The organism is Haloarcula salina, from assembly GCF_010119195.1.
GTDB classification, from domain to species: domain Archaea; phylum Halobacteriota; class Halobacteria; order Halobacteriales; family Haloarculaceae; genus Haloarcula; species Haloarcula salina.
This window is the reverse complement of sequence record NZ_WRXL01000005.1, coordinates 159,480-177,338: the sequence shown is the minus strand read 5'-3', so window position 1 is coordinate 177,338 and position 17,859 is coordinate 159,480. Positions and strand designations below refer to the sequence as shown.

Here is a 17,859-nt window from a genome sequence, read left to right as displayed (position 1 = left end):
CACCCAGTCCACTCATGGATTCCAAACGCACGATTTCGCGACGCGAGATACTGAGCGGCCTCGGGGCGACGGGTGTCGCCGCGCTCGCCGGGTGTAGCGGCGGCGACGGTGGCAGCGGGAGCACCGATTCGGGCGGCGACGGCGGGACCTCGTCCGACGGTTCGGGCGGGACCGCGACGAGCGGCGACGGCGGGTCCGGCATGGACACGGTCAACGCCGCGTGGGTCTACATCTCCGAAGTCGGCGACCTGGGGTGGTCCTGGGCGCACAACGAGGGCCGGAAGGCCGTCGACGAGAAGTACGACTGGCTGGAGACGGAGTACACGGAGGCGGTCGCGCCGGGAGACTCACAGCGCGTCTTCGAGCAGTACGCCCAGGGCGAGACGGACGTCATCTTCGGGACGACGTTCGGGTATCAGGACCCGATGTTCAACGTGGCCGAGCAGTACACCGACACCTACTTCGAGCACGCCACGGGCTATCGCACCCGCGAGAACATGGGGCGGTACATGGGCCGCATCTACGAGCCGCGCTACCTGGCGGGCCAGGCCGCCGGCATGGTGACGGAAAACAACACCATCGGGTACGTGGGGGCGTTCCCGATTCCGGAGGTCGTCCGCTCCATCAACGCGATGGTGCTCGGCGCGCGCTCGGTCAACCCCGAAGCGACGTTCAAGATCCGCTGGGTCAACGCCTGGTTCGACCCGCCGACCGCCCGGCAGGCGGCGAACTCCCTCATCGACGAGGGCTGTGACGTGATTTCCCAAGAGCAGGACTCGCCCGCCGCGGTCAAGGCCGCGGCCGACGCGGGCGTGTGGGCCTCGGGCTACAACGCGCCGATGGGCGAGTTCGGCGGCGAGAACTACCTCATCTCTCCGGTCTGGAACTGGGAGGAGTTCTACGACCCGGCGGTCTCGGCGGTCCACGACGGCTCCTGGGAGTCGGACGCCTTCTGGGGCGGCATGGAGACGAACCTCCCCGCGCTCGACGAGTGGGGGCCCCAGGTCCCGCAGGACGTCAAGGACACGGTCGCAGAGACCGAACAGCAGATCCTCGACGACGAACTCGACGTGTGGGCCGGCTCGAAGTTCGAGGGCGAGAGCGACGAGTTCCTGTTTCAGGAGATGAGCAGCTTCGTCGAGGGCGTCGACGGCGAAGTGCCGGAATAAGGGTCCACGCGGTTCGCGGTGTTTTTTCAGCGGATCGACGGCGGGAGTCGACTGACGTGAGCGGTCGCCACTGCACTGGCGACCGCCACCGCACGAGCGTCCCCCACAACGCGAGCGCCGCCCCGCTCACTCGGCGGCGCGGTCCAGGGTGGGCCGGTTCGCCCCGTTCCACTCCTCGTGCGAGCGCAAGACGCTCCCGTTTCGCGCCCCCGTCGGCGCGCCGTCCGCGACGGCGACCGTGCCGCCGACGAGGACGTACTCGATGCCGTCGGTGAACTGGAACGGGTCCTCGTAGGTGGCGTTCGCCGCGACAGCGTCGAGGTCGAAGGCGACGAGGTCGGCGACGTAGCCCTCGCGCACGTAGCCCCGGTCGTCGAGGCCGAGGATATCGGCCGGGTGGCCGGCCGCCTTGTAGGCCAGCAGCTCCGGGGAGAGCACGTCGCGCTCGCGCACGTACCGTTCGAGGATGCGACCGAACGTTCCGATGGCTCGCGGGTGGGGCTTGCCGCCGAAGATGCCGTCGGTACAGAACGTCCCGCGGTCGTCGGCGAGGAAGCGCTGGATGTCTTCCTCGGACATGATGAAGTCGGCCATCGTCACGTCGAGGTCCTCCTCGACGAGCAGTTCGCACATCGCGTCGACCGGCTCGCGGTCCATCGCCGCGGCGACGGACGCGAGCGTCTCGCCCTGGTAGCGACCGCTGCCGGTCTGCGTGATGAGGATGTTCTCCCACGACCCGGCCGCGCGGGCGAGGTTGTCCCAGTCGCTCGCCGAGTCGATGTCCGCGGCGATGCGCTCGCGGACCGCCGCCGAGTGCAGGCGGTGACGGATGTCCTCGGACTCGCCCTGTCTCGCCCACGGGGGGAGGAGCGCGGTGAGCATCGTCGACCCGGCGGTGTAGGGATACTGGTCGAAGGTGACCCGCTGGCCGCGCTCGACGGCCTCGTCGAACAGGTCGACAACGGCCTCGGACCGCCCCCAGTTCCGCTTGCCGCCGACCTTGAGATGCGAGACGTGAGCGTGACAGCCGCCCCGGCGGCAGATGTCGAGGTAGCGCTCGATGGACTCGACAACGCGGTCAGTCTCGTTCCAGACGTGCGAGATCATGAACGAGTCGCGCTCGGCGAGCACGGTGGCGAGCGCCTCCAGTTCGTCGTCGCGGGCGTAGGAACTGGGCGGGTAGATCATTCCTTTGGACATGCCGAACGCGCCTTCGTCGAGCGCGACCGCGAGCTCCCGGCGGAGCGCCTCCAACTCCCCCGGAGCCGCCTCGCCGTCGGCCGCTTCCTGTTCGAGGTGCGGGGCGTCCACCGGTCCGGCGGCGACGACGCGTTCGTCGCTGAGCGGGCGGTCTTCGAACCCGGCGAGCTGAGACCGGATGTTACCGTGGGGTGCGTAGTACGCGCAGTTGACGGCCGGCTCGGCGGCTTCGAGTTCGTCGAGATAGCCCGCGACGGTGTGCCAGGGCCACCGGCCGTCGATCTCGCCGTCGAGGGACTTGACGCGCTCCTCCCACTCGGCCGTGAGGTCGGCCGGAATCGGCGCGACGCTCACTCCGTCTTGGCCGAGGACCTCAGTCGTGATGCCCTGGGTCAGTTTCTCCGGCGCTTCGGGGTGTTCGAACAGTCGCAGTTCCGAGTGAGCGTGCATGTCGATGAACCCGGGGGCGAGATACGCGCCCCCGAGGTCGATCACTCGCTCGGCGTCGAGCGGCTCGTCGCTGATCTCGTCGATGCGTCCGTTCGCGACGCGAACGCTCCCGGCGAACGCGGCCGCGCCGCTCCCGTCCAGGACGCGCGCGTCCCGGAAGGCGAGGGACGTGCTACTGGCTGTCGTCATACCCCCATTCTTGCGGAATAGCCGTTTGGCTCTTTCGGTGATTTGCGTCTGTGTCGCGGCCGCAAGTGAGACACGGGGCGGCCGTCGGGGGCGGCGAAATATTCAAGAGCGCGCCCCGGAACAGCTACCCAATGGCACAGGTCAGCATCGACAGCGAGCGGTTCAGCCGTCGTTTCGAGGCGTTCAGCGAGATCGGCGCGACGGAGAACGGCGGCGTCAATCGCCCCAGCCTCTCGGACGCGAACCTGGAGGCCCGCGACACGCTCGTCGAGTGGCTCAGCGAGGCCGGCCTCGACGTGCGCTTCGACGAGATGGGCAACATCTTCGGCCGCCGCGAGGGACGAGACGACGACGCGGACCCGGTCCTGTTCGGCTCGCACATCGACAGCCAGTACAACGGCGGCAAGTACGACGGCGTCGTGGGCGTCCTCGGAGCGCTCGAATGTATCGAGGCGCTCAACGACGCCGGTGAGACGACGCGACGCCCGCTGGAGGTCGTCGCCTGGAGCAACGAGGAGGGCGTGCGCTTCCAGCCGGACATGCTCGGCAGCGGCGTCTACTGCGACGTGTTCGACCTCGACTACGCGTACGCTCGCGAGGACAAGGACGGGAAGCGGTTCGGCGAGGAACTGGAGCGCATCGGCTACAAGGGGGACGGTCCCTGCGAGGCCGCTGACCTCCACTGCTACTTCGAGTTGCACGTCGAACAGGGACCGTTCCTCGAACAGCAGGGGCTCCCCGTCGCCGCCGTCGAGGGCGTGTTCGGTTTCTCCTGGCTGAACGTCACCTTCGAGGGACAGGCCAACCACGCCGGGCCGACGCCGATGGACATGCGCCACGACGCCTTCGTCGCGACGGCGGACGTGACGCGGGCCGTCCGGCGCATCACCGCGACGGAGGGCACGGACCTCGTCGGCACGGTCGGCAGCGTCGACGTGTGGCCGAACGCCATCAACGTCATCCCCGAGCGGGTGGAGTTCACGCTCGACTTCCGCTCGTACGACGACGCGGCGGTCGACGCGGCCGTCGAGCGAATCGAGCGAGAGATCGCCCACGCCGCCGAGCGCGAGGGCCTGGACTACGAGGTCGAGCAGATCATGCGCGTCGACGCGGACCCGTTCGACCGGGACTGCATCGACACCGTCGTCGACGCCGCCGAGACGGTCGGCTGCGAGTACACGCGGCTGGTCAGCGGCGCGGGCCACGACGCGAACTACCTCAACAAGATCACGCCCACGAGCATGATCTTCGTTCCGAGCGTCGACGGCATCAGCCACCGCGAGAGCGAGTTCACCGAGTGGGACGACGTCGTCACCGGCGCAGAGGTCCTCCTCGAAGCCGTCCGGACGAAGGCCGCCGAGTGACCGGCCCCCTCCGGCCGTGTGTGCGCCCTCCTCGCAAATGTGGCACACGACACACGCAGGCGTGTGTCTCCCCCCGTCTCCGGCCTCGCCGCCCGTGTCGGCCTTCCAGGTCGCCAGTCGCCACGGTGGGGCCCGCCTGTGGACCATAGCTATATGGGCCGGTACCACCCAGCATAGAGACGACAGCTATCGGACCGACTGAACCGAGTGATACATTCGTCGCACTGTCATCGTGCGCTCGGGTGTGCACCGACGTTCAACGGCTACGATTGGTGTGCCAACGGCGCACCGGAGGGATCTCCGTGGACATCGAACTCACGATAAACGGCGAGACGACGACAGTGGAAGCCGGGTCCGAGCAGGACCTGGCGACGGTACTGAGACAGCACGGCCACATCGACGTGAAGTGCGGCTGCGACGGCGGCACCTGCGGCGCGTCGAAGGTGTTCGTCGACGGCGATGTCCGCATGGCCTGCGGCATGGCTGCGACCGAGGCCGAGGGCAGCGACGTTCAGACGGTCGCGTCGCTGGGCACGCAGGACGACTTGCACCCGGTCCAGCAGGCCTTCGTGGACAACTTCGCCGTCCAGTGTGGCTTCTGCATTCCGGGGATGATCGTCCAGGCGACGGCGCTGCTCGACGAGAATCCCGATCCGACCGAGCGGGAGGTCCGCGAGGCGCTCGACGACAACGTCTGTCGCTGCACCGGCTACCAGAAGCCCGTGGAGGCGGTGCTGGACGCCGCGGGTCGGATGCGCGAGGAGGGCGTCGCCGCCGACGGCGGCCGGCCGATCGGTGGCGAACCGGCAGACGACACGGCTATGGGAAAGCCCGCCGACGCGGGTGGCTGCTGTGGGGGTGGCTGCGATGAGTGACGACGCCGACACGCGGGCGAACGGGAACGGAGCGGAGACGGACGCCGACGGGGCCGAGACGGACGGCGGGACGGCCTCGCAGTCCGACGCCGCCGAGGACCTCGCCGAACTGGAGCAGTACCCCTTCGAGTGGGACGAGCCGGCGAACAACGACCTCGCGCCGGGCGAGCGCGACAGCGTCTCACAGCGCGCGGAGAAGTACGACGACCGCAAGCTCGTCACCGGGCAGGCGAAGTACACCGCCGACTACGAGGAGCGCTACCCGGACCTCGCCTACGCGGCGGTCGTCCGTAGCGAGATTCCACACGGCCGCGTGACCGACATCGACGCGAGCGCGGCCGAGGCGATGGACGGGGTCGAAGCCGTCCTCACGCCGGACTCCGACGCGGTCCCCGACGCGAAGTACACCAGCGCCGGCCAGTCCTACCCCGAGCCGAGCCCGTGGGACATGCACGTCCTGACCGAGCACGTCCGCTACGTCGGCGACCCGGTGGCGGCCATCGCCGCCGAGGACGCCGAGACGGCCCGGGCCGCCGCCGACGCCGTCGAGGTCCGATACGAGGAGTATGACTACGTCACCGACCCCGAGGCGGCCTTCGACGCGGACGCGCCGCAGCTGTTCGGCGACGAGGAGGTCGAGAACGAGATCGTCGGCCACGACTACGACCGCAACCGCATGGCGAACATCGAGGGCGAACTCGGCGACCCCGAGAGCGCCTTCGAGGGCGACGACGTGCACGTCCACGAGACGGAGTGGGTGACCATCCGGCAGTCCCACGCCAACGTCGAGAAGCACACGTCGCTCGCCTACCGGAACGAGGACGACCGCCACGTCCTCGTGACCAGCACGCAGGTCCCGAACCACACGCGCCGACAGCTCGCGCACCTCTTCGACATCCCCATCCGTGACATCCGGGTGAAGAAACCGCGCGTCGGCGGCGGGTTCGGCGGCAAGCAGGCGATGGTCGTCGAGCCGATTCCGCTCGCGCTGTCGCTCGCCACCGACCGCCCGGTGCTGTACGAGGCCACGCGCGAGGAGGAGTTCTACGCGATGCGCTCGCGCCACCCGATGAAAGTCAAGGCGAAGACCGCCGTCACCGACGACGGCGACATCGAGGCCATCGACATCTACGCGCTGTCGAACACCGGCGCGTACGGGAGCCACGGCATGACCGTCGCGGGCAACGTCGGGAGCAAGCCGCTGCCGCTGTACTCGAAGGTCCCGAACGTCCACTTCGAGGCCGACATCGTCCACACGAACACGCCCCAGACCGGCGCGATGCGGGGCTACGGCGCACCGCAGGGGACGCTCGCGCTGGAGGGCCACCTCGACGAGGTGGCGCGTGACCTCGATCTTGACCCCGTCGAGTTCCGACAGCGCCACTACATGGAGGTCGGCGACTTAGACGAGATCGCCGGGATGATGGGCGGCGAGGGCGCGAAGCGACGCATCCGCTCCTGTGGGCTCGACGAGTGCATCGAACGCGGCAAGGAGGCCATCGGCTGGGACGCCATCGAACAGCCCGATGAAGATCACCTGCACCGCGGCGTCGGCATGGCGCTGTCCGCCCAGGGGACCGGCGTCGCCGGCGACGAGCTCGGCGCGGCCCAGCTCATGATGAACGAGGACGGGAGCTTCCACCTCCAGGTCGGCGGCGTCGACATCGGAACCGGGGCAGACACCGCCTTCCTCCAGATCGCCGCCGAGGTGCTCGGCTGCGACGAGGACCAGATCGTCGTCCGCTCCTCGGACACGGACGTGACGCCGTTCGACTACGGCGCGTACGCCTCCTCGACCACCTACATCAGCGGGATGGCCGTCAAGAAGGCCGCCGAGGACGCGAAGGAGCGGATCCTGGAGTGGGGGGCCAGGATGCTCGACGAGCCCGTCGCGGACCTCGATACCGGCGACGGCGCGGTGTACAGCGAGGCGACCGGCGACTCCGTCACGCTCGAAGACATCGGCTACGAGGCGGCCTACGGCGACGAGGAGCGCGAGCACATCCTCGGGAAGGGGACCCACTGCACCGAGGAGAGCCCGCCGCCCTTCGCCGCCCAGTTCGTGGACGTGACGGTGGACGAGGAGACCGGCGAGTTCGACGTGCACAAGCTCGCGGTCGCCGTCGACTGCGGCGTCGCCATCAACCCCGGCATGGCCGAGGGCCAGGTGGAGGGCGCGAACCACATGAGCTACGAGCTGGCCGTCAGCGAGGGTATTACGCTCGACGACCAGGGCCGCGCGGAGGTCTCGGACTTCGACGAGTACCACCTCCCGTCGGCCACCGAGACGCCGCCCATCGAGTCCATCCTGGTCGAGACCCACGAACCGACCGGCCCGTTCGGCGCGAAGTCCGTCGCAGAGGTGCCGACGAACACGGTCCCGCCGGCGCTGTCGAACGCCGTCCGAGACGCCGTGGGCGTCCGTATCCAGGAGATGCCGATTACCGCGGCGAAGATTCGCGAGAAACTGGACGAGCGCTGACCGACGGCGGTCACAGATTCCCGTGTGCGAGCCACTGTCCGCGATAGCTATTTACGGTTCTGGGCGTCACGTAGCCGATATAGTCAGCGAGCTGATGAGCCATATGCAAATCGAACTGGAAGTAAACGGCGAGACGGAGACGTTCGAGGCGTCGAAGTCCGACTCCCTCCTGGACGTGCTGCGGGCCAACGGCTACACCGGCGCGAAGCGCGGGTGTGATACCGGGGCCTGTGGCTTCTGTACGGTCCACGTCGACGGCGACCCGACGCTGTCGTGCGTGACGCCCGTGACGAAAGCCGAAGGGGCATCGGTCGAGACCATCGAGGGACTCGGCGAGCAGGACGACCTGCACCCGGTCCAGCAGGCCTTCGTGGACAACACCGCGCTGCAGTGTGGCTTCTGTATCCCGGGGATGATCATGCGCTCGAAGGCGCTACTGGACGAGAACCCCGATCCGACGGAGCAGGAGGTCCGCGAGGCGCTCTCGGACAACCTCTGTCGGTGTACCGGATACAAGAAGATCGTCGAGGCGGTGCTGGACGCCGCCGATCGGATGGACGTCGACCGGGCGGTGGCGACCGACGGCGGGCCGCCGAGCGACGGAGACCCACCGCCTGACACCGCGGCCGGCGGCACGCTCGACTCTGGCTGTCCGCCCGGCGGCTGTGACTGCTCGGGGGGCGAGCCGTGAGCGACTCGGACAACGCATCGGACCTCGACGACGGACCCGACGGCGTACGGGCGGAGGAGGAGGCCACCGGCGGAACGGTGGAGGGCGCGGCGAGAGAACCGGACCGGAAGGCACCGGACGAGCGAGAGGCCATCACGACGGACGAGGAGAAAGACGACGCGCGACAGATCGTCACCGGCGAGGCCCGCTACACGGCGGACTACCGGGACCGCTTTCCGGACCTCGCCCACGGCAAAGTGGTGCGCAGCGACATCGCCCACGGCCACGTCGAGTCGGTCGACACCAGCGCCGCCGAGGCGATGGACGGCGTCTACGCGGTCATCACGCCGTTCGACGACGTGGTCCCGGACACGCTGTACTCCAGCTCGGGCCAGTCCTACCCCGAACCGAGCCCGTGGGACCTGACCGTCCTGCGCGAGCACGTTCGGTTCGTCGGCGACCCGGTGGCGGCCGTCGCCGCCGAGGACCCCGACACAGCGGACCGGGCGGCCCGCAAAGTCGAAGTCGAGTATCGCGAACGCGACGCGGTGTTCGACCCCGAGGCGGCGCTAGACGAGGACGCCCCCCAGCTGTTCGAGACGGACGACGTGGAGAACAAGCAATCGGGCGCGGACTACGCGAGGAACCTCGAATCGCACTTCGAGGGGGAACTGGGCGACGTCGACGCGGCGTTCGACGCGGCGGAAGCCGGCGAGGGCGTCCACGTCGTCGAGACGGAGTGGGAGACGCCGTACCAGTCCCACTGCGTCCCGGAGCCCCACGCCACCATCGCCTACACCGACGAGGACGACCGCCACGTGTTCATCACGGCGACGCAGGTGCCGTTCCACACGCGCCGGCAGATCTCGCACCTGTTCGACGTGCCCATCCGCGACGTGCGCGTGACGAAACCGCGAATCGGCGCGGGGTTCGGCTCGAAACAGGAGATGGCCATCGAGCCGATCACGTTCGCGCTCCACCTCGCGGCCGGTCGCCCGGTCAAACTGGAGATGACCCGGCAGGAGGAGTTCACCGCGCTTCGCTTCCGGCACCCGATGCGGATGCGGATGAAGACCGCCGTCACAGAGGAGGGCGACATCGAGGCGATGGACCTCTACACGCTGTCGAACTCGGGGGCCTACGGCACGCACGGCATGACCGTCGCGAACAACGTCGGGACGAAACCGCTCCCCATCTACCCGCGGGTCCCCAACGTCCGTTTTTCGGGCGACGTGGTCCACACGAACCTCCCGATGGGTGCGGCGATGCGGGGCTACGGCGCTCCCCAGGGTCACTTCGCGGTCGAGTCCCACATGGACGAGGTGGCCCGCCGCCTCGGCCTCGATCCGATCGAGTTCCGGTTGCGGAACGCGGTCCGCGAGGGCGACCTCGACCGCAGCGTCGCCATCCTGAAAGACGACGACCGGTTCGAGCGGACGATTCGCTCCTGTGGCATCCGCGAGTGCGTCGAACGCGGGAAGGAGGCCATCGGCTACGACGACCTCGACCAGCCAGATGAAGATCACCGCCACCGCGGCGTCGGCATGGCCCTCATCGCCCAGGGCAGCGGCGTCGCCGGCAAGGAACTCGGTGCGGCGCAGGTGAAGATGAACGAGGACGGGAGCTTCCACCTCCAGGTCGGCGGCGTCGACACCGGGACGGGCGCGGACACGATGTTCTCGCAGATCGCCGCGGAGGTGCTCGGCTGTCCCCCCGAAGACGTGGTCGTCGTCGCCGCCGACACGGACCTGACGCCGTTCGACTACGGCGCGTACGCCTCCTCGACGACCTACATCAGCGGTCGCGCGGTCAAAAACGCCGCCGAGGACGCGAAGGAGCGACTGCTGGAGTGGGGCGCGACGCTGCTCGACGAACCACCGGAGGTCCTCGACACCGGCGACGGCGCGGTGTACAGCGAGGAAACCGGGAACCGCGTCTCGCTGGAGGAGATCGGCTACGAGGCGACGTACGGCGACGACGAGCGCGAGCACATCCTCGGCGACGGCAACCACTCGACCGACGAGAGCCCGCCGCCCTACGGCGCGCAGTTCGTCGACGTGACGGTGAACGAGGAGACCGGCGAGTACGACCTGAACAAACTGGTGTTCGCCGCCGACTGCGGCGTCGCCATCAATCCCGCGCTGGTCGAGGGACAGATCGAGGGCGGCGAACACATGAGCCTCGAATACGCCACCAGCGGCGGCCTCTCGTTCGACGGCGAGGGCAACCCCGAGGTGCAGGGCTTTCGCCAGTACGGGATGCCCCGGACGACGGACCACCCGCCGATGGAGACCATCCTCGTCGAGACGCACGAGCCGACGGGGCCGTTCGGCGCGAAGTCCATCGCCGAACTCCCGACCAACGGCGTGCCGCCGGCGCTGTCGAACGCCATTCGCGACGCCGTCGGCGTCCGCCTGACCGAGCTGCCGTTCACCGACGAGGACCTGCGGGCCGCGCTCGACGCGCGAGACGGCGACGACTGACGACCCGCAGTCTCCCACGTCGTGCCCTGCCTGTGTCGGGGGAAGCGTTAAGACCGATTCTCCGAAAACCGACACCATGGCTTACATCGGGTTCCTCCTGACAGGCGGGCCCTTCGACAGCGAGCGCTGGCGCACCGCCTACGAACTCGGGCGGGCGGCGCTGGACGCGGGCCACGAGGTGATGTACTTCCACTACCTCGACGGCGCGCTCGTCCCGGTTGCCGACCAGTCGTTTCCGGACTGCTCGGACTCGGGGCTGTACGACGAGATGCCGACGGCGAAGTTCCAGGAACTGGTCGCGGACGGCGCGGAGGTCATCTGCTGCGGGCTCTGCGTCGACGCCCGCGGCATCGACGCCGACGCGGACTATCCCGACGGCGTCGAGGTGGGCTTGCTCCCCGATCTCGCGGACATCCTCGGCGAGGCCGACCGGGTGGTCTCGCTATGAAGCGGGACGTGGTGGTCATGCTGACCCGCGCCCCGTACGGTCGGGTCCACGTTCCCGAGGGCCTGCGAGCGGCCCGCGGCGTCGCGGCCGGGTTCGACCTGCACGACGTGACGGTCGTGTTCACCCAGGACGGGGTCTACGGCGCGCGCGAGGCCGTCGACCGGGACGCGCTGAACATGACGGGCCACGTCGCGGACCTCGTGGAACAGGACGGGACCATGGTCGCGGACGCCGCCGCGATGGCGGCCCGCGACGTAGACGAAGCCGACATCGCCGACGACGTGGCGGTGTGGCCGGGCGACCGCGTCGCCGCCCGCATCCGCGACGCGGACCACACGCTGGACTTCTGATAATGCTCTATCTCATCGACGAGCCGATGGCCGAAATCGGACTGCGAACCGCCGCGGGCGACCCCGACGCCCACGTCGTCCTGATCCAGGACGGCGTCTACCTGACGCCGGACGTGGACGCGCAGGTCTCCGCCGTCGCGAGAGACGTGAGCGTTCGCGGGGTCGACCTCCCCCCGGATGTCGAACCGATCTCCTACGACCGGGTGGTCGAACTGCTGGTCGAACAGGAGGTCAAATCGTTCGTATGAGCCTGTTCGAGCGCCTCGACGCCCTGGCCGCGCGCGGCGAACCGGCCGCGCTGTTGACCATCGTTCGCAAGAACGGGAGCGCCCCGCGGGACGTGGGCGACAAGATGGTCGTCACGGCCGAGGACACGCACGGGACCATCGGAGGCGGGACGGTCGAGCACCTCGCCGTCGAGGACGCCCGCGCGGTGCTTTCCGGCGACCAGGAGCCGGGCGTCCGAACGTACGAACTCGAACCCGGCGGGAACACGGGGATGGTCTGTGGCGGCGAGATGGACGTGTTCGTCGACCGGGTCCGCGGCCGGCCGCGCCTCTACGTCGCCGGCGCGGGCCACATCAGCGCCGACCTCGCACCGCTGGCAGAGCGTCTGGGCTACGCCGTCACCGTCGTCGACGACCGCGAGGACTACGCCGACCCCGAGGCGTTCCCCGAGGACACCGACGTGATTCACGGCGACTACGGCGACGAACTCCGAGACCTACCGATGGGTCGCGAGACCGCAGTCGCCGTGGCCACGCGGAGCGGCACGTTCGACCGAGATGCGGTCGCCGCGGCGCTCGACGGCGGCGCGGGCTACGTCGGCCTCGTCGCCAGCGAGACCAAGGCCGACCACGTCCTCGACTCGCTCGCCGACGGGGGCTACGCCCGGCGCGACCTCGCGCGCGTCCGGACGCCAGTGGGCCTCGACCTCGGCGGGAGCGGCCCCGCCGCGGTCGCGCTCTCCATCCTCGCGGAGGTCAGCATGGACCGACACGACGCGACGGGCGAGCGCGCCACCGACCTGAACCTCGACGACCTCGCTGTCGTCCGCGGCGGCGGCGACCTCGGAAGCGGCGTCGTCTACCGCCTCCACAGAGCGGGCTACCCGGTCGTCGTGACGGAGGTCGAGCGCCCGACGGTCGTCCGCCGGGCGGTCGCGTTCGGTGCGGCGCTGTACGAGGGCGAGGTGTCCGTCGAGGGCGTCACCGGCCGGCGAGTCGACGACATCGACGAGGCGATCGCGGTCCTGGCCGACGGGGACGTGCCGGTTCTCGTCGACCCCGACGCGGCGGTCGCCGACGAACTCGACGCCGGGCTCCTCGTCGACGCCATCATGGCGAAAGGGAAGTTCGACACCGGAACGCGGCGCGGTGACGCCGACGTGGTGATCGGGATGGGGCCCGGCTTTGAGGCCGGCGCGGACGTAGACGCCGTCGTGGAGACGGACCGCGGGCACGAACTCGGCCGCGTGTTCTACGAGGGGACCGCGAGCGCCTACGACGGCGAGCCCGGCGAGCGCCGCGGGTACACGCACGAACGCGTGCTCCGCGCGCCGGCGGACGGTCGGTGGGAGCCGACCGTCGGCATCGGGGACTCCGTCGCCGCGGGCGACGTGGTCGGGCACGTGGGCGACAGCCCGGTCGAGACGGAGATCGACGGCCTCGTCCGCGGCCTCGTCCACGGCGGCCTCGACGTCTCGGCGGGGACGAAACTCGGCGACGTGGACCCCCGCGGCGAGTCGGTCGACCCGACGAAGATCTCGGACAAGGCGCTCTGTCTCGGCGGCGGCGTCCTGGAGGCGGCGCTCCGCCTGCGTTGAGGGGTCGCTCCGCCGCGCGATCCGGTACCGTAGTTAGGACCTTCCTGAACGGCAGTAGACAACTCCTACGAACGCTCAGCGGCGGACCGGCTCGACGGTCGGGTCGTCGACGGTGACGCCGCTGCCGTCGGTGACGCGACCGACTTGGCGGAAGAACACCCCTGCCCCGTCGAACGCTGCTTCGAGATCGGCCGCCGCGTCCGGTGGGACTGTGACCAGCAGTCCGCCGCTGGTCTCGGCGCTCTCGCCGACGGTCAGGCCGTAGCCGAACAGTCGGGAGAGCTCTGTCGTCCCCGCGATGACCGGGAGGTGGGTCAGTTCGACGCCGACGCCCGACCGCTCGGCGAGGACGCGGCTCTGGCCGGCGAGGCCGAAGCCGGTCACGTCGGTCGCGGCGGCCGCGAACTCCCGGCAGGCCAGCGCCGCGTCGCGGTTCGGCGTGGTCATCCACGCGACCGCGTCCGCGCCGATTCGGTCGAGCGGGCGGTCCGCGGCCCCCCGAACGGTCTCGACGAACTCCCCGTCGGAGACGCGCGTCGCGCCCATCGCCGGCTGCGTCCCGAGCGGTTTCGTCAGGTAGAGGCGGTCGCCAGGTCTTGCTCCCTGCGCCGTGAGCAGCGCGTCGGGGTGTGCCGTCGCGGTGACGGCCCCGCCGGCGAACGGCCACGGGCTCATGATGGTGTGGCCGCCCGCGACGCCGCCGCCCATCGCGTCGAGGGCGTCGGCCATGCCGGCGAGGATCGGGGCCGCGCTGTCGGTCAGTTCGCGTGGCAGGCCGAGGACGACGAGGCAGTCGAGGTTGTCGGTCGCGCCCGTCGCGAACGCGTCGCTCGCGGCGTTACAGGCCGCGACCCGGCCGAAGTCGTAGGGGTCGTCGACGATGGGCGTGAAGAAGTCCACCGTCGAGACCAGCGCGAGGTCGTCGGTGAGCCGGCGGGCCGCGGCGTCCTCGCCGACGCCGAACAGCAGGTCGTCGCGGGCGTCGTCGAGGCCGGCGTCGGCGAGCAGCGCGTCCAGGTCGCTCTGACCGACCTTGCAGGAACAGCCGTGCAGTTCCGCGTACTCGGTCAGACGCGGCTCGTCGGACGGGTCGCCGTCGACAGGGGTGTCCGCCTCGGCCGTTTCGTCCTCCGCGCCGTCGCCCGCCATCGTCACCGCTCCGGGAGCGACGACATCTCGGTCACCAGCAGTCGGAGTTCGAACTCGTCGGCGTCGTCGGTGTCGACGGCCGACACGTCGAAGCCGTGAGTCGTACACATCCGGCGGAGGTTCCGCTCGGCCGGCGGGTAGTCGCCCCGGACGGTGAGCGTGTCCCCCGGTTCGAGGTCGGCGAGTTCCCGGCGGACGATGAGTGCCGGTCGGGGACAGATCTCGCCGCGAACGTCCACGCGAGCCATACCGGACACGTGCCGCCCGGTCGCAAAAACGCTGTCGGCGACACGGCGGCTGTGGCGGCGAGAGCTATTTGTGGCTGTGTGAGCGAGCTATCGCATGCGACTGACCGACGCGTTGGGAATCGACGCCCGCGCGCTCGTCGCGTTCGTGGGGGCCGGCGGGAAGAAGACCGCGATGGGGCAACTGGCCGCCGAGGGCGCTCGCGAGGGCCTCGACGTGGGCTACACGACGACGACGGCGATGCCGCCCCCGCCCGACCTCCCCCTGACGCTCACCGTCCGCGACGGCTACCCGTACGTCATCTCCGACCGCGATCCGCCGCTCGCCTTCGCCCGCGAGTGGGTGGCGGACCCCGAGCGCGCCGCGGAGAAGGTCCGCGGGTTCGACCCCGAGTTCCTGCGGTCGGTGTACTACAGCGGCGTCTTCGACCGGCTGCTGGTGAAGGCCGACGGCGCGCGCCGCCGCGAGTTCAAAGCGCCGGGCGAGGACGAGCCGGTCGTTCCCGGCGCGGCGACGCACGTCGTGCCGGTGGCCTCGGTCGCGGCCGTCGGCGAGCCGCTGACGACCGACGCGGTCCACCGCCCGGAGCGCGTCGCCGCGCTCACCGATTTCGACGTTGGCGACGCCATCACGGCCGAGGCCGTCGGGGAGGTGCTCGCACACCCCGACGGCGGCCGCCGGAACGTTCCGTCGTCGGCGTCCGTGGTCCCGCTGGTGAACAAGGCCGACACGACCGAGCGGCGAGCGACCGCTCGCGCCGTGCTCGACCACGCGCTGGCACGGACAGATCGGTTCTCGCGGGGCGTCGTCACCTCCTTCGAGACGGGCGTCTGCGAACCCGTCGGGACCCCGGCACCGGAGGCTGGTGACTGATGGCCGGGGACCGTCGCGGAGCGGCCCGTCGGGAGCCGTGCCGATGACGGGACCCGACCGCTCGACGGTCGGTGGCGTCGTCCTCGCCGCCGGCGACAGCTCTCGGTACGGGGACGACAACAAACTGCTCGCGTCGGTCGACGGCGCGCCGCTGGTCCGTCACGTCGCCGAGGCCGCGTGCGCGTCGGGACTCGACGACGCCGTCGTAATCGTCGGCCACGAGGCTGAGGCAGTCGGCGCGGCGCTCGACGGATTCTCGCTCTCGGTGCGGTACAACGACGACTACGCCGAGGGCCAGAGTACCTCCGTCCGCTGCGGCGTCGCCTTCGCTCGCGAAAACGGCTGGGACGCCGCGGTTTTCCTGCTCGGAGACATGCCGTTCGTCAGCCCCGAGACCGTCGACCGCATCGTCGCGGCGTACCGGGCGGGCGAGGGTGCCATCGTCGTCCCGCGCCGCGACGGCCAGCGCGGCAACCCCGTGCTGTTCGACCGACGATACTTCGACGCGCTCGCGGACGTCTCCGGCGACCGCGGCGGGCGGGACCTCATCGAGAACGAGGACGGGGTTCGGTTCCTCGACGTCGACGACCCCGGCGTCCGGCGCGACGTCGACACCGAAGCGGACCTGCGAGACGCCACGGAGTAGCCGCCGGGACTCGCCAGGGTCTGTCGAGTGGGGACCGGAGGGAGTGATTTTAAGATGCTGTTGGCGGTACGACGGCGTATGAAGCGCGTCATCAGCACCGACGACGCCCCCGCGGCCGTCGGCGCGTACAGCCAGGCGACGACGAACGGCGACCTCGTGTTCACGGCCGGCCAGATCCCGCTGACGCCCGAGGGGGAACTGCTCGACGACGAACCGATCGAGGTCCAGGCCGAGCAGTCGCTCTCGAACGTCGAAGCGGTCCTGAACGAGGAGGGACTGGACATGAGCGACGTACTCAAGGTGACGGTCTTCCTCGACGACATCGGGGACTTCGACGCGATGAACGACACCTACGCCGGGTTCTTCGACGACGAACCGCCGGCCAGAAGCGCCGTCGAGGTCGCGAACCTCCCGAAGGGGGTCGGCGTCGAGATCGAGGCCATCGCCGCGAACGACTGACCGGTGCGGAAGCGACGCGACACACGGGCCGGCCGGTGTGTCCCACGAAAGCTTCAAGCCGCTCGCCACGCCAGCGAGTAGCACATGCAGACCACGAGACGCGGCTTTCTGGGGACAGCCGCAGCGCTGTCGCTCTCGGGCTGTCTGGGGAGCACGAGCGGGCCGACGCTGACCGTCGGTGTGGTTCCCGACGTGGACCCCGATACTGCCATCGAGCAGAACACGGCGCTCGCGTCCTATCTCGAATCCGAACTCGGCGCGTCGGTCGACCTCCGGACCGCCGCGGACTACGCGGGGATGGTCCAGGCGATGGTCGCCGAGCAGGTCGACCTCGCGTACTACGGCGGCGTCTCGTACGTTCTCGCCCACCATCGGGCCGGCGCGGAGCCGGTCGTCGTCGGGTCGAAGGACGGCGAGACGCTGTGGCACTCCGCGTTCGTCGTCGGCGCGGACGCCGACATCGAGGGAATGGACGACGTGGCAGCAGACGCGGGCGACCTCGACCTCGTGTTCGGCGACCCCATCTCCACCAGCGGGACGGTGATGCCGACGTACTACCTCCGGACGGAACACGACCTGGTCCCCGAAACGGCGTTCGAGCAGGTGACGCACGTCGGCGCACACGACGCCACGGCCAAGACCGTCGCCGGGTCGACCGGGACCGTCGGCGCGCTGAACGCCCGAATATACGACGCGCTCGTCGCCGAGGACGCGGTGACGGGCGTCCGGGAAATCTGGCGGACACCGGGCTTTCCCGACTACCCGTGGGCCGTCGCGCCGTCGATGGAAGCGGCGACGGCGGACGAGGTCCGCCGGGCGTTCACGAGCCTCGATTCGACGGAGGAGGCTGACATCCTCGACCAGCAGAACGTCGACCGCTACGTCGAGGTCAGCCACGACGACTTCGCCTCGCTCGACGACGCCGTCGAGATGGCCGGGATCGAGACCGGGACGGAGACGGAGGCGTCGGGGTGAGCGTGG

General features: G+C 69.9%; 17 protein-coding genes. 14 read left to right on the top strand and 3 right to left on the bottom strand.

Annotation, left to right across the window (positions count from 1 at the left end):
• Positions 1-14 precede the first annotated feature (14 nt).
• Positions 15-1,169: a BMP family ABC transporter substrate-binding protein gene (locus GM656_RS14285; RefSeq protein ID WP_162414355.1), complete on the top strand. Its 1,155-nt coding sequence runs from the start codon at positions 15-17 to the stop codon at positions 1,167-1,169.
• 126 nt (positions 1,170-1,295) lie between these two features.
• Here GM656_RS14285 and GM656_RS14280 read toward each other — a convergent pair whose 3' ends face one another.
• The gene (locus GM656_RS14280) at positions 1,296-3,008 is read right to left on the bottom strand and encodes an N-acyl-D-amino-acid deacylase family protein (protein ID WP_162414354.1); all 1,713 of its coding nucleotides are present in this window, start codon (positions 3,006-3,008) and stop codon (positions 1,296-1,298) included.
• A gap of 131 nt (positions 3,009-3,139) precedes the next feature.
• Between GM656_RS14280 and GM656_RS14275 the strand changes: the two genes are divergently transcribed.
• The 9 genes from GM656_RS14275 to yqeB all read left to right on the top strand — a co-directional run bounded on the left by GM656_RS14275 (position 3,140) and on the right by yqeB (position 13,505).
• Positions 3,140-4,372, top strand: coding sequence for a Zn-dependent hydrolase (locus GM656_RS14275; protein ID WP_162414353.1), 1,233 nt, complete (start codon positions 3,140-3,142; stop codon positions 4,370-4,372).
• A gap of 302 nt (positions 4,373-4,674) precedes the next feature.
• On the top strand, positions 4,675-5,247 hold the full coding sequence (locus tag GM656_RS14270; protein WP_162414352.1) for a (2Fe-2S)-binding protein: 573 nt from the start codon (positions 4,675-4,677) through the stop codon (positions 5,245-5,247).
• On the top strand, positions 5,240-7,729 hold the full coding sequence (locus tag GM656_RS14265) for a xanthine dehydrogenase family protein molybdopterin-binding subunit (RefSeq protein ID WP_162414351.1): 2,490 nt from the start codon (positions 5,240-5,242) through the stop codon (positions 7,727-7,729). The genes GM656_RS14270 and GM656_RS14265 overlap by 8 nt, the downstream gene beginning before the upstream one ends.
• A gap of 103 nt (positions 7,730-7,832) precedes the next feature.
• Entirely contained in the window at positions 7,833-8,420 is a 588-nt protein-coding gene (locus GM656_RS14260) for a (2Fe-2S)-binding protein (protein ID WP_162414520.1), read from the top strand.
• Positions 8,417-10,882 (top strand): xanthine dehydrogenase family protein molybdopterin-binding subunit, encoded by a 2,466-nt coding sequence (locus GM656_RS14255; RefSeq protein ID WP_394352100.1) that lies wholly within the window; start codon positions 8,417-8,419, stop codon positions 10,880-10,882. Before GM656_RS14260 ends, GM656_RS14255 begins: the two co-directional genes overlap by 4 nt.
• Before the next feature lie 76 nt (positions 10,883-10,958).
• Positions 10,959-11,330 (top strand): DsrE/DsrF/TusD sulfur relay family protein, encoded by a 372-nt coding sequence (locus tag GM656_RS14250; protein ID WP_162414350.1) that lies wholly within the window; start codon positions 10,959-10,961, stop codon positions 11,328-11,330.
• The gene (locus GM656_RS14245; RefSeq protein WP_162414349.1) at positions 11,327-11,680 is read left to right on the top strand and encodes a DsrE family protein; all 354 of its coding nucleotides are present in this window, start codon (positions 11,327-11,329) and stop codon (positions 11,678-11,680) included. The genes GM656_RS14250 and GM656_RS14245 overlap by 4 nt, the downstream gene beginning before the upstream one ends.
• A 2-nt stretch (positions 11,681-11,682) precedes the next feature.
• Positions 11,683-11,928 carry a DsrH/TusB family sulfur metabolism protein gene (locus tag GM656_RS14240; protein ID WP_162414348.1) on the top strand — a complete coding sequence of 82 codons (246 nt, stop codon included), beginning with the start codon at positions 11,683-11,685 and terminating at the stop codon, positions 11,926-11,928.
• Positions 11,925-13,505 carry a selenium-dependent molybdenum cofactor biosynthesis protein YqeB gene (gene yqeB, locus GM656_RS14235; RefSeq protein WP_162414347.1) on the top strand — a complete coding sequence of 527 codons (1,581 nt, stop codon included), beginning with the start codon at positions 11,925-11,927 and terminating at the stop codon, positions 13,503-13,505. Before GM656_RS14240 ends, yqeB begins: the two co-directional genes overlap by 4 nt.
• A 75-nt stretch (positions 13,506-13,580) precedes the next feature.
• Here the strand turns inward: yqeB and selD are convergent, their stop codons facing one another.
• Complete coding sequence (gene selD, locus GM656_RS14230; protein WP_162414346.1) at positions 13,581-14,654, bottom strand: selenide, water dikinase SelD; 1,074 nt, start codon at positions 14,652-14,654, stop codon at positions 13,581-13,583.
• Between the two features lie 2 nt (positions 14,655-14,656).
• On the bottom strand, positions 14,657-14,902 hold the full coding sequence (locus GM656_RS14225) for a sulfurtransferase TusA family protein (protein ID WP_162414345.1): 246 nt from the start codon (positions 14,900-14,902) through the stop codon (positions 14,657-14,659).
• Between the two features lie 94 nt (positions 14,903-14,996).
• Between GM656_RS14225 and yqeC the strand changes: the two genes are divergently transcribed.
• The 4 genes from yqeC to phnD all read left to right on the top strand — a co-directional run bounded on the left by yqeC (position 14,997) and on the right by phnD (position 17,853).
• A complete protein-coding gene (gene yqeC / locus GM656_RS14220) occupies positions 14,997-15,773 on the top strand; it encodes a selenium cofactor biosynthesis protein YqeC (RefSeq protein ID WP_162414344.1) in 777 nt (258 codons plus the stop codon).
• Positions 15,774-15,816: 43 nt separating this feature from the next.
• A complete protein-coding gene (locus GM656_RS14215; RefSeq protein ID WP_162414343.1) occupies positions 15,817-16,419 on the top strand; it encodes a nucleotidyltransferase family protein in 603 nt (200 codons plus the stop codon).
• 78 nt (positions 16,420-16,497) lie between these two features.
• The gene (locus GM656_RS14210; protein ID WP_162414342.1) at positions 16,498-16,878 is read left to right on the top strand and encodes a Rid family detoxifying hydrolase; all 381 of its coding nucleotides are present in this window, start codon (positions 16,498-16,500) and stop codon (positions 16,876-16,878) included.
• An 84-nt stretch (positions 16,879-16,962) separates the two neighbouring features.
• Positions 16,963-17,853: a phosphate/phosphite/phosphonate ABC transporter substrate-binding protein gene (phnD, locus tag GM656_RS14205; RefSeq protein WP_162414341.1), complete on the top strand. Its 891-nt coding sequence runs from the start codon at positions 16,963-16,965 to the stop codon at positions 17,851-17,853.
• The last annotated feature ends 6 nt before the right edge of the window (positions 17,854-17,859 follow it).